The organism is Pseudomonas sp. DE0010 (assembly GCF_007680745.1).
GTDB lineage: Bacteria > Pseudomonadota > Gammaproteobacteria > Pseudomonadales > Pseudomonadaceae > Aquipseudomonas > Aquipseudomonas parafulva_B.
In genome coordinates, this window is record NZ_VEJQ01000027.1 from 1 (window position 1) to 14,553 (window position 14,553).

Sequence of the window (14,553 nt, forward strand, 5' to 3'; positions counted from 1 at the left end):
ACCGGTAAGGCCGACGTGGCCAACAAGGTCTACGACGGCGGCACCACTGCTCAGTTGAGCGACCTGGATCTGGTTGGCGTGGTTGATGGCGACGAGGGCAAGGTAACCGGTACGGGGACCACAGGTGCATTCGTGGACAAGAACGCTGGCACCAACAAGTCGGTCACCGGTGCAGGCGTTGCCCTGACCGGCGAAGAGGCCGGGAACTACAGCTTCGACACCACCGCTGAAATCGGCAAGGCCAACATTGATCGCAAGGTCCTGATCGGTAAGGCCGACGTGGCCAACAAGGTCTACGACGGCAGCACCACCGCTCAGCTGAGCGATCTGGACCTGGTTGGCGTGGTTGATGGCGACGAAGGCAAGGTAACCGGTACGGGTACCACAGGTACATTCGTCGATAAGAACGCTGGTACCCAAAAATCCGTAACCGGTTCCGGTGTTGCCCTCACCGGCGAAGAAGCAGGCAACTACAGCTTCGACACCACCGCCGAAATCGGCAAGGCCAACATTGATCGCAAGGTCCTGATTGGTAAGGCCGACGTGGCCAACAAGGTCTACGACGGCAGCGCCACCGCTCAGCTGAGCGATCTGGACCTGGTTGGCGTGGTTGATGGCGACGAAGGCAAGGTAACCGGTACGGGTACCACAGGTACATTCGTCGATAAGAACGCTGGTACTCAAAAATCCATAACCGGTTCCGGTGTTGCCCTCACCGGCGAAGAATCAGGCAACTACAGCTTCGACACCACCGCCGAAATCGGCAAAGCCAACATCGACCGCAAGGTTCTGACCGGCAAAGCCGACGTGGCCAACAAAACCTATGACGGCACCACTACCGCTCAACTGAGCGACTTGAGCCTGATTGGCGTGGTCGATGGTGACGAAGGCAAGGTAACCGGTACCGGCACCACAGGCGCGTTCGTGGACAAAAATGCTGGCACCAACAAGTCGGTCGATGGCTCCGGTATTGCGCTGAGCGGCGAAGAAGCCGGGAACTACAGCTTCGACACCACCGCCGAAATCGGTAAAGGCGCCATCGACCGCAAGGTCCTGACCGGCACCGCCGATGTCACCAACAAAGTCTATGACGGCACCACCCTCGCGCACTTGGGCAACATCAGCCTGATCGGCATCCTCGATATCGATATGGGCAAAGTCGACGGTACCGGCACCATCGGCGCCTTCGTGGACAAGAACGCAGGCACCAATAAGTCGGTCACCGGCGCAGGTGTGGCGTTGACGGGTGAACAAGCCCGCAACTACAGCTTCGACACCACTGCCGAGATCGGCAAGGCCAACATCGACCGCAAGCTGCTGACCGGCACTGCCGATGTGGCCGACAAGGTGTATGACGGCAACACGGTCGCGCAGTTGGGCAACGTGGGTCTGATTGGCCTGGTTGACGGTGACCAGGGCAAGGTCGTCGGCGCAGGCAACACAGGGGCGTTCGTCGACAAGCAGGCGGGGACCGACAAGTCCGTTTCCGGTTCAGGTATCGTGCTGACGGGCGAGGAGGCGGGCAACTACAGCTTCGACACTACCGCATCGATCGGCCGTGCCTCCATTACGCCGAAGACCCTCGGCGGCACGGTGGTGGTTGGCAGCAGGCCCTACGATGGCAGCACCCAGGCGCCCATCGAGCGAATCGTTCTGGACGGCGTGATCGGCGGCGATACTGTCAGCGCTTCAGGCACTGGCCACTACGCAACAGCCGTGGCCGGCCTGGGCAAGCCGGTAAGCGTGGCAGAGCTGCTGCTCAGCGGCGCCGATGCCGGCAACTACCGCATCGACCCGGCCATGCTGGTGGGCGAAGGGGTCATCGAGCCGGTGCTGTTCACGCCAGTCGGCCTGATCACCGACGCGCAGGGCGCAAACGGTACTGCCTTGTTCGTCGAGCGTAGCGACGCGCTGGTAGCCGACCAGCTTGCCAGCAGCCAGCAGGTCGCCAACAGGCCGCTGTACGCTGACGCCACGTCGGCTACCTTCGACGGGCGTGATGCTCAGGCGCTGGTGCTCGATACCCCGCTGCGCAGCCATGGACGATTGAGCCTGGCCTTGGCTGACCAGGCGCCTGAGCCGACTACCCGCGGTACGTTGGGCGTGTTCAACCTGGAGCAGGGTGACCGTGCGCAGCTTCAGGGCCGTTACCGTGCAGCCGACATGGGCAACAGCATCACGCTCGAGTCCACCACCGACGCGGTACAGGCAGTGCCTGACCTGAGCGGCAATCACTCGGCCTGGACCCGTGCCGAGGTCCGTGATGGCAACGGCACCGCCGTCACCATCCAGGTCATGCTGTTCAGCAACGGCACGCTGCGTATCGATGCACCGGTTCCGGCGGCGGCGGTTTCCGACGAAGAACTGGCAAGCCAAGGCCTGGCTGTTGCCAAGCTGCGGCTCAAGGCGGGTGTGGCCGGCATCCGCGCCGTGTTGATCGAGCGCAGCGCCCGCCAAGGCGCAGTGCCGGGAGGTACGCACTACACCGTGGCACAACGCTGAGCCTAGGGCACGGCGGGGTAGCCTGCTGCCCCGTGGCCCCTTGATGCAGCCCAGCGGCTGACGTTGCTTTCGCAACGTGCGCAGCAGGCTGCATCCCTTCAAGCCATCCGAGTTCCGTCTGGGGCCGGATGGCTTTGTCGTTTCACCGCCCACCGTGCATCCGTTGATTTGAAGAACAGTGTTATTGGCGCTTCAATCTGGCCAGATGCCATAATCTCTTGCGAGTAATTCTCAACAACGTTAGCATCGCCGCTTCTTCTGTGCCCGGCATACGCCAATGTCTGACGAGCAGCAAGCCCGCAGCCTGTCGCTGCTCTATCAGCGCCACCGCAACGAGTTGCTGGCGTTCCTCACCCGCAAGGTGCGTTGCCGTGAAACCGCTCGCGACCTTACGCAGGACACGTTTGTACGTCTGCTGCACAGTGAACACGGCCACGTAGGCAATTTACGGGCCTTTCTGTACCGTATCGCCACCAACCTGAGTATCGACCATGCTCGCCGCACCCAAGTACGCGGCGTCAACGACGAGCAGGCGCTGGAGCAGTTGCTGACGGACGCCACGCCTGAGCGCAGCGCGGTCGCAGGCAATACGCTGGCCCACTTGGAGCGCCTGATCGATGGCCTGCCGTCGCCAACACGGGAGGTCTTTCTGCTGGCTCGTGTCGAGCAATTGGGGTACAAGCAAATTGCCCAGCGGCTGGGGCTCAATGAGCGGGCAGTTGAACGGCACCTCAATAAAGCCCTCCAGCAGTGCGCAGCGGCCGCCCTGGACGCGCGTATGCAGATCGAATCGTCATGACTGGCTCCCAAAAACACGATGCCACCACCCAGCAGCAGGCCCTGGACTGGTTTACTCGTCTGCGCGCTGCAGACGTCACGGTCCAGGAGCGCGACACCTTCGAAACGTGGCGTCAACTACCGCAGAACGCGCATGCCTACGCCCAGGTGGAGCACATGTGGCAGTGCCTTGAGCTGCCAGCACGGCGCGTGCGCAAGGCACGGCGAACCGTAAGGGCAAAAGGGTTGCGCCTGGGCGCAGCGGCCTGCCTGTTGCTCGCACTGGGTACGCTCATCCTGGCACGGCCCGGGCTGGTGAATCTTGGCGCTGACATTGCCACCGCCACAGGTGAGCGACGCGAAATCCAGCTTGGCGACGGCTCCCGTCTCATGCTCGACAGCGCCAGCGACGTGGATGTGGATATGGCTGGGGCTACTCGCAGCGTTCGCTTGCGCCATGGGCGCATGTTCGCCGATGTAGTCCACGATGGCCGACCCTTCGTGGTTCAGGTGGGTAAAGCCAGAATCCAGGTGCTGGGGACACGGTTCTCCGTCAGCCGCGCGGGAGACGAAGATGAGGTGATATTGCTGAGCGGCCACGTACAGGTGTCCACGCCGACCCAGCAGCAACACCTGACGCCCGGTCAGCGCGTGACGCTGCGCGGGGCTGAGGTCACTGGCCCGGAGACGGTAGACGCCGAACGTCTGCTGGCCTGGCGCACTGGGCAACTCAGGGTTCGTGATGTGTCGTTGCAACAGGTTCTGCAGCAACTGGCGGCCTACCAGGGGAAACAGCTTGTGCTGGTGAACGAACAAGCTGGGCAGCGTCGGGTGAGCGGAAGCTTCAACCTGGATGAGCCTGGCACTGCACTCGATGCCTTGATCGCCAGCCAGCATCTGCAGGTCAGTGAGCTATTGGGCCACTGGTTGATCATCCGATAGGTTCCCTCGTGCGGGGAATGCGAGGCGTGCTGCGTCATACCCATACATAAGAAAAATTTGCATTCGCATTTCTTGGGGAAGACACATGCACCGCTTACGCACAACGCTGTTCAAACGCAGTACGCTGGCCACGGCGCTCCTGGCGCCAAGCCTGTTGCCATCGATGTTCTCGCTGCCCGTTCAAGCGCAGGAGCACCCAATGGAACGGGCCCAGGTGCAGCAGCATACTTTCGATATTCCTGCCCAGCAGCTGGCTGACGCCCTAGACGCGTTCAGCGCGCAGAGTGGCTATCAAGTGATCTACACCGCCGAGCAGGTAAACGGTCAAACATCGGCTGGCGTGCGGGGCAGTTTCGGTGTTCGTGAAGCCCTGAACGTGTTGCTGAGCAGCAGCAAAGCGCAGGTCAGCCAGCCCAATGGCAACAGCTTTGTGATCACTGTGCCGATGCAGGTCGGTGGTAGCATACAGCTCGATACGCTTAGCATCTCTGGCAAGGCGCCTGGCTCGACTACAGAGGGGTCGGGGTTGTACACCACCTATTCTTCGAGTAGCTCCACACGCCTGAACCTCACCCCGAAGCAGACGCCGCAGTCGCTGACGGTGATGACGCGTCAACGGCTCGACGACCAGAAGCTCACCACACTCAACGAGGTGTTGGAGCAGACCCCAGGCATCACTGCCTCGCACACCAGCATCGGGGCTGAAAACAACACCTACTGGTCACGCGGATTCCAGATCAACAACTTCGAGATCGATGGCGTACCGACGTCGTCGCGCATCGACAATTCGACGCACTACACGGCCATGTACGACCGGGTCGAGATCGTGCGCGGCGCCACAGGGCTGATCAGTGGCTCCGGTACCCCCTCGGCGACAATCAACCTCATTCGCAAGCGGCCCACTTACGAGCCTCAGACCAGCGTTCGTGCCGAGGCTGGCAGTTGGGACCGTTACGGTGTCGGCCTTGATGTTTCCGGACCATTGACCGAGTCGGGTAATGTGCGCGGCCGCCTGGTACTGGACTACAAAGACCAGAGGTACTGGGTTGACCGCATGTCGTCCGACGCCGCGCTGATATATGGCATCGCCGAAGTTGACCTGGCGCCTTCGACCCTGCTCACGCTGGGGTTCAGTCATGCCAATACGCATACCAACTCACCGCTTCGTGCGGGCTTTCCCGCTTATTTCAGCAACGGCAACAAGACTGACTTCCCTCGCTCGACGAACAGTTCGCCTGACTGGGCGTATTACGATCGCAAAGTGACCAACCTGTTCGGCTCGGTAGAACATACCTTCGATAACGGCTGGAGCGCCAAGATGGAGCTCAGCCATACGCAGAATACCTTCGACCAGCTCACCAACTACCTTAACGGCGCGATCGATCAGCAGACCGGAGAGGGCGCCTACCTCTACCCCAATCGCTGGACCGGCACACCTCGACAAGACACCGTGGACGCCTATGTCACTGGGCCGTTCAGCCTGCTGGGGCGCGAGCATGAACTGATCGTGGGCACGACGCTGTCGCGTTATCGAGAGCACACCCCCGAGCGTGGCGGCTGGTACGGGCCGTGGACTGGCTACGACGGTACCCTGGGCAGTTTCTTCACCTGGGACGGCAGCGGGCCTCGTCCCGACACCACCCCGGTGGGCAAAAGCCTGATCGACGAGGACCAATATGCCGCCTACCTCACCACGCGTCTGCATGTAACGGACAATACCCATATTATTCTGGGTAGCCGGGTCACCGACTGGAAACGGTCCAACGACAGGGTCGACGAAGGCGGCCTCAGGATTAGTGACAGCCAGAACCGGCATGGCGTGTTCCTGCCATATGCAGGGCTGGTTTATGACCTGAACGATACCTGGTCCCTGTACGGCAGTTACACCAAGATTTTCAACCCTCAGCAATACGGCATGAAAGGCGATAACGACAAGGCGCTAGACCCTCAGGAAGGGGTTGGCTACGAGGTGGGGATCAAAGGTAGCTTCAACGACGATCGGCTCAACGCCAGCCTGGCGTTGTTCAAGATCGAGCAGGACAACCTGGCGGTCTATGTGCGTGACCCGGATATCTATCGGCTCGAGCAGGGCACCACGACCAAGGGCGTCGAGTTGGCGCTTGATGGCGAACTGGCTGATGGTTGGCAAGTCATGGCCGGCTATGCCTATAGCATCAGTACCAACCAGGACGATCAGCGCATCGTCACTAACATTCCCCGCCACAGTCTCAAGACATTCACTACCTATCGCCTCCCTGGGGCCCTGGACCACGTGACCGTAGGGGGTGGCGTCAATTGGCAGAGTAAATACGGTCAGGACTTGCGCACCTTCACTCAAGGCAGTTTTGCCGTAGTCAACCTGATGGCTCGGTACGATGTGAGCAAGGACCTGAGCCTCAAGCTGAACCTTAACAACGTCTTCGACCGGTCCTACTACGGATATGCCGACAGCTGGGTGGTGTATGGCGAGCCACGTAATTTCGTGACCAGTGCTGAATACCGTTTTTGATCAGCGCTCAGCGGGCTGCGCGCAATTGGCACGCAGCTTCGAGACTTCTTTACAACCCCAGCCTCATGTACAAAATGGCGGGTTGAAAAGGAGTCCCCATGAAACGCGTCATGATCGTTGGTCAACCGGGCGCCGGCAAGAGCACGCTGGCTCGCCAGCTGGGCGAGCGAACCGGCTTGCCGGTCGTGCATATCGATACCATTCACTGGCTACCTGGCTGGGTCGAGCGCAGCCGGGACGAAAAGACCCGCCTGTGCCATGAAGTGGAGGCGCGCGAACGGTGGATTTTCGAGGGCGGGCATTCGGCGACCTGGGACAACCGTCTTGCCAGGGCCCAAATGCTTATCTGGATTGACCGTTCCCTGACGGTCCGATTGTGGCGTGTGCTGGTCAGGACCCTGACCCAGTTGGGCCGCACACGCCCGGACCTGCCAGACGACTGCCCCGAATCGCTGCGCAATTTGCCTGGCTTCATCCGGTTCATCTGGTCCACGCGGCATTCTTCACAGGACAAGATCAAGCACCTGATGGCGACGGCGCCTGCGGGGTGCCGGGTCGTGCACCTTCGCTCCAACCGGCAGACGCGTCAGTTTCTGGCGTCGATCGATTCGCAGCCCTGAGGTATGTGACGCTTGTCGGCCATGGTGTTAGCGGCGTTTGGCCTGGTCCAGCAGCAGGGGTGCATCCTGGTCACCGAACATCCCTTCGACGCACGCCTTGAACTGGCCGAGCGTGAAGGGCTTGGGCAGCAAGCGTGAATGAGGCTGCTGCTCGGCAAGGCTGGCCGGCGCCTCGATCAACCCTGAAATGAACAGCACCCGCACTGCCGGCACAAGCGCCCGCACCCCTTGGGCGATGTTGTCTCCCGTCAGGCCGCCGGGCAGGACCAGGTCGGTCACCACAAGCTTCAGGTCTTGGCACTGTTCGATCAGGTGCAGCGCATCGGCAGGATGGGTGACTTCGATCACCTCGAAACCGAGCTCCTGCAACGCTTCGCCGACCAGCTCCCGGATCGCGCCCTCGTCCTCGATCACCAGTGCACTGCCGCGGTTGTCGGTACGGGCTGCCAGGGTGGCGTGCGTGATCGCTGTGACGCTGGACGGGGCCGGCTCAAGGTGGACGGGCAACAGCAGACTGACCGTGGTGCCGCTGCCCATGACCGATTCGATCACTGCCGTGCCACCCGCCTGGCGAGCGAAGTCCCTGACCATCGAAAGCCCCAGACCCGTGCCCGACCCCAGCGGCTTGGTGGTGAAGAACGGTTCAAAGGCCCGCTCGGCAATGCTGGCCGGCATCCCCAGGCCTGTATCGGTGACACTTACCTGAATGTACTCGCCAGCGCGTAGCCCAAGCTGCTCCAACTCAGCCGGGCTGCGGGTGACCTCGCTGATCCGCACCTGCAAACGGCCCCCTTGGGGCATGGCGTCGCGTGCGTTGATGCACAGGTTCAGCAGCGCATTTTCCAGCTGATGGGCGTCGCAGTAGCACAAGGCTGGCGCAGGATATGGGCTGAGCTGAAACTCGATCTTGGGTGTAAGGGTTCTGGCCAGCAGCTCTTTCATGTCGTCCACCAGCAGCACCACATCGACCGTGGTGCTGGCCAGTGGTTGCCGCCTGGCGAAGGTCAGCAGGCGGTGGGTGAGGGTGCTGGCCTTGCGAGTGGCAGTTCTGGCCAACGCCAGGTAACGGCCCAGTTCGTCATGCCGGCCCTGCGCCAGGCGTTGCTCGATCATGTCCTGCGTGCCGGTGATCACGGTCAGCAGGTTGTTGAAGTCATGGGCCAGGCCGCCGGTGAGCTGCCCGAGCGCTTCCATCTTCTGGCTTTGCTGCAGTTGCTGGCTGACCTGCTCGAACGCCTGCTGCCGCTCGCGGTACTGGGTGACGTCACGTGCCACGGCAAAGTAACGGCCCTCGAAGCCGGCAATGCGCCAGTTGAGCAGCAAGGGTTGGCCATCGCGGCGCACGCTCTGGGTGTCGAGCTCGACGATGGGCTTGTGATTGAGCTCGCGTAACGCGTTCGCCAATTGTGCGGGAGAGATGAAACTGTAGAACGTCCCAGTCTTGAGCTGTTCTTCAGTGAAGCCCGTTTCTACCTGCCACGCCGGGTTCACCGATAGCACCTGGCCGTTTTCGGACAACGTGCAGATCAGGTCGGGGGACACGTTCCACAGGCTATCGCGCTCCCCCGTTCGGTGTTGCACTTGTTGCTCGAGCGTATCGTTGAGCCGTTCCACGGCGCTCAGGTTACGCCTGAGCGAAGCACACACCACCGCCATGGCGAAGGTCACAACGCCAAAACTCAAGCTGTTGGCCCACGTGGCCCAGTCAGCATCGAAACCCAGCGGCCCGATGAAAAAATACTGGGCGATCAGCACCGCCATGATGCAGCCCAGCAGGGACGGACCTGCGCCGAACCAGAACCCGATCAGCATCAGCCCAGGGATGAAAAACAGGTAGGGGAGCGCGACAGGCGACATCTGCGCGCGCGCCAGGGAGCACGCAGCGATGATCAACGCGGCGCCCACGTAGCGGCTGGCCGTGCTCGGTTCAGCACGTCGCAGGCGTTGCAGGATGGCGGTAATCCTTTCTTTGAACCAGGCCAAGGCTGACTCCGTAACAGGCTGAACATCATCTAAGCGATCTGCCGTGCCAAGCGCGGCTGACAGCCTTTTAGGCTAGCTGACCGCAGGCGTCCAATAGATTTTTTGGCCGACCGCCGGTGGGGGCGCTCAATTGTCGAGAGAAACCGATCACAGCTAAGCTGGCAATGTGCCTTCTGGGCTAGAATTTGCTGTTACCGCGACCGGAGCTTTCATGGACAACTTGACGACCCTTCGAGACGAGCGCTTGCGCCTGGTTGAAGTGGACCGCCTTACATCGGACCTGACAAATGGAGAGGATCCGGTGCTCAATGGCGTCGTCAACATGCTCTGTGCGCACTTCGACGTCCCCACCGCGCTGGTTAGCATCGTCGACCGCGATTACCAGGTATTCAAAGCCAAGATCGGCATGGCCGACGACCGCACGCCGCGCGAAATGTCCATCTGCGCCCACGGCCTGCGCCAGGAAACGGTGCTGGAGATCTGCGACACGCTGCAGGACCCGCGCACGGTGGATAATCCTCTTGTGCAATCGGCCCCCCACATTCGCTACTACGCTGGCGCACCGCTGATCGTTCGGCCAGGCGTCAGCCTGGGTGGGCTGTGCATCATCGACCATGCCTCGCGCGAAGCCTTGTCGGAGCGCGACCGTAATCTGCTGACCAACGCCGCCAAAGTGGTGGTGGCTCGTCTGCAATCGATCCACCGGCAGAACTTCTACGATCCGATGACCGGGCTGCCCAATCGGCGGCGGTTCGAGACGGACTTCAAAGAAGGTGCCGTGACGGCCGGCCAGGTGGCTGTTTTCATCGAGCCGGTGTCGGCTGCGGGTATGGACCGACTGTTCAAGGCGCTGGGCATCGAGTTTTTCACCGATTTCATGCTGGCAGTCAAAGAAGTCCTGCTCACAACACTTCCGCCCGGCTGCCGCCTTTATCGGGCCAGTACCCTGGGCTTCATGACGGTTATCGGGGCGTGCGATACCAGCTTTCTCGCTGGTTGGCTTCAGACGCTGGTGGCTTCGCTCGGTGGGCCACTGCGCAGCGGTCACGTACCGGTCACGCCGGATGTCGGCATCAGCGTCCTGACACTGGGCGTGGACGCCAGCGCCTCGCCGGATATCCTGCGACTGATGGCCAGCATGACCGACACCGCTCGCAAGAGCGAGCAGCGCTGGTTGGCGTACGACCCGGTGGTGGACGCCAGCCTGCGGCGCAACACCGCCATCCTCAATGCCCTGGAAGCCGCACTGCTGGCACCCGACCAGTTGAGCCTGGCCTACCAGCCCAGGATCGACCTTGGCAGCAACCGCTGCGTGGCGGTCGAGGCGCTCTTGCGCTGGACGCATCCGCAGCTGGGCGTGATCAGCCCGGCCGAGTTTATTCCGCTGGCCGAAACCACCGCGTCCATCCGCGGCATTACTCGCTGGGTGGTGGAACAGGTGTGCCGTCAAATTGCCCAGTGGCAGGCCAGCGACCTGATGTTGCAGGTCTCGTTGAACATCTCGGCCCTCGATCTGGGTGATGGTCAGCTGTACGAAGATGTCACGCGAGCGCTGGCCCGACACCAGGTGCACCCGAGCCTGGTGGAGCTCGAGTTCACCGAAAGCGCCCTGGTAGCCGACTTCGATGCCGTGCAGGAGCAGCTCCAGCGCTTCCGCGCCCTGGGCATTGCGATCGGCATCGACGATTTTGGCAGCGGCTACAGCAACTGGATCTACCTGCGTAAAATCCCCGCCACCAGCGTGAAGCTCGACCGTTCCCTGCTGGCCGAACTGCAGCCTGGCGGCAATGACTGGCACATTGTGCGCGGGCTGGTCAGCCTGCTGCGCGACCTGCGCCTGACGGTGGTGGCCGAGGGTGTGGAGACGGACCTGCACCATCATGTGCTACGGGGATGGGGCTGTGATCAAGGGCAAGGCTATTATTACGCAAGGCCCCTCCCGGCAGATGACCTGGCTGCATGGTTGTGTCAGCCGCGGCAAGCCTGACGTTAGGTGAAGCAGCACTCGGTGTGCGCTGCCTGCCAGCGCCTGTTCAATCCCAACAGTTGTCATCCGCAATGACGAGGATCGCCATGTTCAATAAAGCGCTTAGGGATGAGGTCGAGGCACTCAAACGGGAGCTGCATGGGCTCAGGGCTGCGCAACAAAGCAGGTCCAGCGAGATGCTTGAAATCACCGTGGACCGCGACCTGCTGATCACGGCCGTCAACCCGCGGTTTTCCAGCTTCGTGGGGATCGACGCTTCGAAGCTTGTCGGTACACCGATGGGCGCGCTCACACCCGACTATGTGAAGGACTTGCCGTGCTACAAGGATTTCCAGATCGCGATGAGCCAGGGCACTGGGGTGAGCGACGACTACCGCTACATCGCGGCTGATGGGCGTCTGGTCTGGATGCGCGCGGCGTGGTGCCCGGTCAAGGCTCCCAGCGGCGAGGTGACCCACATGACGGCCTACGGCACCGAGGTTACCGCCGCCATCGACAAGGCCCGTGAAAACGACGAGCTGATCAAGGCGCTTTCCCGGTCCACGGCGGTGATCGAGTTCGCACTGGACGGCACCATACTCACCGCCAACCAGAACTTCCTGAACACGGTGAACTACACGCTCCCGGAAATCGTCGGCAAGCATCACAGTATTTTCTGCGATCCGGCCTATACCAGGTCGCCGGATTATCAGCGACTGTGGGCCAGCCTCAACGACGGTCGGTTCGTTGCCGAACGCTTTTTGCGGTTTGACAAGGGCGGCCGCGAGCTGTGGCTCGAAGCTTCCTACAATCCGGTGCGCGACACCCGCGGGCGGCTGTACAAGGTCGTGAAGTTCGCGGTGGATATCACCGCTCAGGTCGAAAGCGAGAAGCAGGTCAGCTCGGCGGCGGACGTTGCCTATGAGATCTCCATGAAAACCGACAGCTCCGCCCAGCGCGGCGCGGAGGCGGTCAGGGACACGGTGGAAACCATGAACCGCATCGTCGAGCAGGTCTCGAACGTGTCCACGGGTGTGGAGGCGCTGGGGCATCAGTCGCACCTGATCACGTCCATCGTGTCGACCATCGGCGGCATCGCCCAGCAGACCAACCTGTTGGCGCTGAACGCGGCCATCGAAGCTGCGCGTGCAGGTGACCAAGGGCGAGGCTTTGCCGTGGTGGCGGACGAGGTTCGCAAGTTGGCCGGCCGAACCAGTGCCGCGACCCAGGAAATCGTCGAGGTGGTGCAGAAGAACAACGCGCTGGTGGAGGAGGCGGTACACAGCATGGGCGAGAGCAGGAAACAGGCTGAACTGGGCCTGAGCCTGGCCCAGCAGGCGGGTACCGTGATCACGGAAATCCAGTCAGGTGCGCAGGAAGTGGTCACCGCCGTTGGCCAGTTCTCTTCGAAACTGGTGGCGGAGGCGGGGCGTTAGTCCGATCCGGCAGCACGGCTGCCGATGAACGCAACGCCTGCTCCTGGCCAGGGGCAGGCGCTAGGCACCGTCAGCGCTGATAGGCCTTGCCGTAATGCCGCTCAAGGCGCGCCTGTACCAGCTCCAGCGCGATCGACAACACCCAGTAGATCACGGCAGCGGTGGTCAGCATTTCCAGGTAGCGGTAGCTCGACCGTCCGTAGGACTGAGCCAGGAACATGATTTCCCACACTCCCATCACCGAGATCAACGACGAATCCTTGAGCATGGAGATGAACTGGTTGGCGGTTGGCGGGATGATCACCCGCATGGCCTGCGGCAGTACGATGTGGCAGAAAATCTGCGGCGGGCGCATGCCCAGCGCCAGCGAAGCTTCGCGTTGGCCTCGGGCAACACCCAGGATGCCCGCGCGGAAGATTTCACTGAGGTAGGCGCCGTAGTTCAGCGACAGGGCGATGATACCGGCGCTGATCGCGCCGGGCACCAGGCCTATCTGCGGCAAGCCCAGGTAGATGAGCAGAATCTGGATCAGCAGCGGTGTACCGCGGAAAAACGACGTGTAGAAACTGGCAACACCCACCAGCACTGCGCTGCCGGACAAGCGTGCCAGCGCGGCGGCAAAGCCCAGCGCCACCGACACCACCATCGAGCACACGCACAGGAACAGTGTCAGCGCTGCACCCTGCAGAAAACCATTGGGCCCCAGTTTGAAACCGGCCAGGTTGGGAAACTTCTCCAGGATGATCGAAAACTTGAGGTCGAAGCTCAGGAAGAACCCGACGAACAGTGCGAACATCACCAGCCAGGTGAGCATCAGCCGTGTGCGAAAGCCCAGCAGACGTGTGCCCGTGGTACTGGCCACGGGCTTGGGGGAGGGCGGAAACGTGCTCATTTGCTGATATCGGCGCCGATCCACTTCTGCGACAGCTTGCTCAGGGTGCCGTCTGCCTTGAGCTCGGCGAACACCTGGCGAACCTTGGCATCCCATTCTGGGTCGCCCTTCTCGATGGCGACCGAGTTAGGTTCTTCATACAGCGGCGCACCGGCGAGCTTGAAACGTTTGTCCTGGTCCAGGCGCGGCTTGGCCGTGACCAGGTTGGTCAGGATTGCATCCAGACGCACGCCCGCGCCCAGCCCTAGGTCCTGGAACGCCACATTGTCGGTGTCATACGGGGCGATCTGCACGAAGTCGAAGGGGTAGTCGAGGGTTCGGCCCTCGTCACCCTCGATGACCAGATTCTTGTTCAGGTAGCTTTCATAGCTCGACGCGCTGGTCAGGCCGACCTTGCGCCCGTCCAGGTCCTTTGCACCGTGGATGCGGTCATCCTTGGCATTGACCACGATGACCGCCGGGGAGGCGTAGTACTCCACAGGGAAGTCGAACACCTGGGCGCGGGCCTTGCTGGGGGTCATCGAGCAAATGCAGATGTCGTAGCGCCCACTCCAGCGACCGGCGGCGATCACATCCCAGGAAGGCGTCTCCAGGCGCAGCTTCACGCCCAGCTTGTCCGCCACTGCCTTGGCCACATCCACGTCGAAGCCGTCGAGCTGGTTCTGGTCATTGAGAAACGAGAACGGGGGATAGCTCTCCATCAGCACATTGACCAGTTCCTTGCGTGATTCGACCCGCTCCAGCGTGGCGCCGGCAAAGGCCTGGGTAGCGGTTGCAAGCAGCGCAAGGCCTGCCCCGAGCAATGTGGAAAAACGCATGTTCATACCTGAAGTGTTGGCCAAATGAGTATTAGGGTATTAAATAGTTATATATCTAACCCACATAATGAATTTTATTCATAAGCACCTTCAGAGTAGTTATATGAC

At 61.6% G+C, this 14,553-nt stretch carries 9 protein-coding genes and 2 pseudogenes; 8 read left to right on the top strand and 3 right to left on the bottom strand.

Annotated features, from left to right (window positions below):
• The 5 genes from FS767_RS22900 to FS767_RS18295 all read left to right on the top strand — a co-directional run.
• A partial coding sequence (locus tag FS767_RS22900; RefSeq protein ID WP_256674283.1) for a YDG domain-containing protein occupies positions 1-2,502 on the top strand: 2,502 nt, incomplete at its 5' end.
• A gap of 277 nt (positions 2,503-2,779) precedes the next feature.
• Positions 2,780-3,301, top strand: coding sequence for an RNA polymerase sigma factor (locus tag FS767_RS18280; protein ID WP_144967251.1), 522 nt, complete (start codon positions 2,780-2,782; stop codon positions 3,299-3,301).
• Positions 3,298-4,221 (top strand): FecR domain-containing protein, encoded by a 924-nt coding sequence (locus FS767_RS18285; protein WP_144967253.1) that lies wholly within the window; start codon positions 3,298-3,300, stop codon positions 4,219-4,221. Before FS767_RS18280 ends, FS767_RS18285 begins: the two co-directional genes overlap by 4 nt.
• An 85-nt stretch (positions 4,222-4,306) precedes the next feature.
• Positions 4,307-6,730, top strand: coding sequence for a TonB-dependent receptor (locus FS767_RS18290; protein WP_256674284.1), 2,424 nt, complete (start codon positions 4,307-4,309; stop codon positions 6,728-6,730).
• Between the two features lie 98 nt (positions 6,731-6,828).
• Positions 6,829-7,350 (top strand): AAA family ATPase, encoded by a 522-nt coding sequence (locus FS767_RS18295; RefSeq protein ID WP_144967255.1) that lies wholly within the window; start codon positions 6,829-6,831, stop codon positions 7,348-7,350.
• 27 nt (positions 7,351-7,377) lie between these two features.
• Here FS767_RS18295 and FS767_RS18300 read toward each other — a convergent pair whose 3' ends face one another.
• Entirely contained in the window at positions 7,378-9,333 is a 1,956-nt protein-coding gene (locus tag FS767_RS18300; protein WP_144967257.1) for an ATP-binding protein, read from the bottom strand.
• Between the two features lie 211 nt (positions 9,334-9,544).
• On the opposite strand from FS767_RS18300, the gene FS767_RS18305 reads away from it, so the two are divergent.
• From FS767_RS18305 to FS767_RS23575, 3 genes and pseudogenes are all read left to right on the top strand, one after another.
• On the top strand, positions 9,545-11,320 hold the full coding sequence (locus tag FS767_RS18305; protein WP_144967259.1) for a sensor domain-containing phosphodiesterase: 1,776 nt from the start codon (positions 9,545-9,547) through the stop codon (positions 11,318-11,320).
• 176 nt (positions 11,321-11,496) lie between these two features.
• Positions 11,497-12,183: pseudogene (locus FS767_RS23570) on the top strand (PAS domain-containing protein); the annotation flags it as partial.
• A gap of 102 nt (positions 12,184-12,285) precedes the next feature.
• Positions 12,286-12,735 (top strand): annotated as a pseudogene (locus FS767_RS23575) (methyl-accepting chemotaxis protein); the annotation flags it as partial.
• 70 nt (positions 12,736-12,805) lie between these two features.
• Here FS767_RS23575 and FS767_RS18315 read toward each other — a convergent pair.
• The gene (locus tag FS767_RS18315; RefSeq protein ID WP_144967263.1) at positions 12,806-13,627 is read right to left on the bottom strand and encodes an amino acid ABC transporter permease; all 822 of its coding nucleotides are present in this window, start codon (positions 13,625-13,627) and stop codon (positions 12,806-12,808) included.
• Positions 13,624-14,445, bottom strand: a complete 822-nt coding sequence (locus FS767_RS18320) for an ABC transporter substrate-binding protein (RefSeq protein ID WP_144967265.1) — start codon at positions 14,443-14,445, stop codon at positions 13,624-13,626. The genes FS767_RS18315 and FS767_RS18320 overlap by 4 nt, the downstream gene beginning before the upstream one ends.
• Positions 14,446-14,553 lie beyond the last annotated feature (108 nt).

Bases quoted from the DNA above. Each gene is read 5' to 3' on its own strand.
- FS767_RS18280 (WP_144967251.1), top strand. From the start codon at position 2,780: ATGTCTGACGAGCAGCAAGCCCGCAGCCTGTCGCTGCTCTATCAGCGC.
- FS767_RS18285 (WP_144967253.1), top strand. From the start codon at position 3,298: ATGACTGGCTCCCAAAAACACGATGCCACCACCCAGCAGCAGGCCCTG.
- FS767_RS18290 (WP_256674284.1), top strand. From the start codon at position 4,307: ATGCACCGCTTACGCACAACGCTGTTCAAACGCAGTACGCTGGCCACG.
- FS767_RS18295 (WP_144967255.1), top strand. From the start codon at position 6,829: ATGAAACGCGTCATGATCGTTGGTCAACCGGGCGCCGGCAAGAGCACG.
- FS767_RS18305 (WP_144967259.1), top strand. From the start codon at position 9,545: ATGGACAACTTGACGACCCTTCGAGACGAGCGCTTGCGCCTGGTTGAA.
- FS767_RS18315 (WP_144967263.1), bottom strand. From the start codon at position 13,627: ATGAGCACGTTTCCGCCCTCCCCCAAGCCCGTGGCCAGTACCACGGGC.
- FS767_RS18320 (WP_144967265.1), bottom strand. From the start codon at position 14,445: ATGCGTTTTTCCACATTGCTCGGGGCAGGCCTTGCGCTGCTTGCAACC.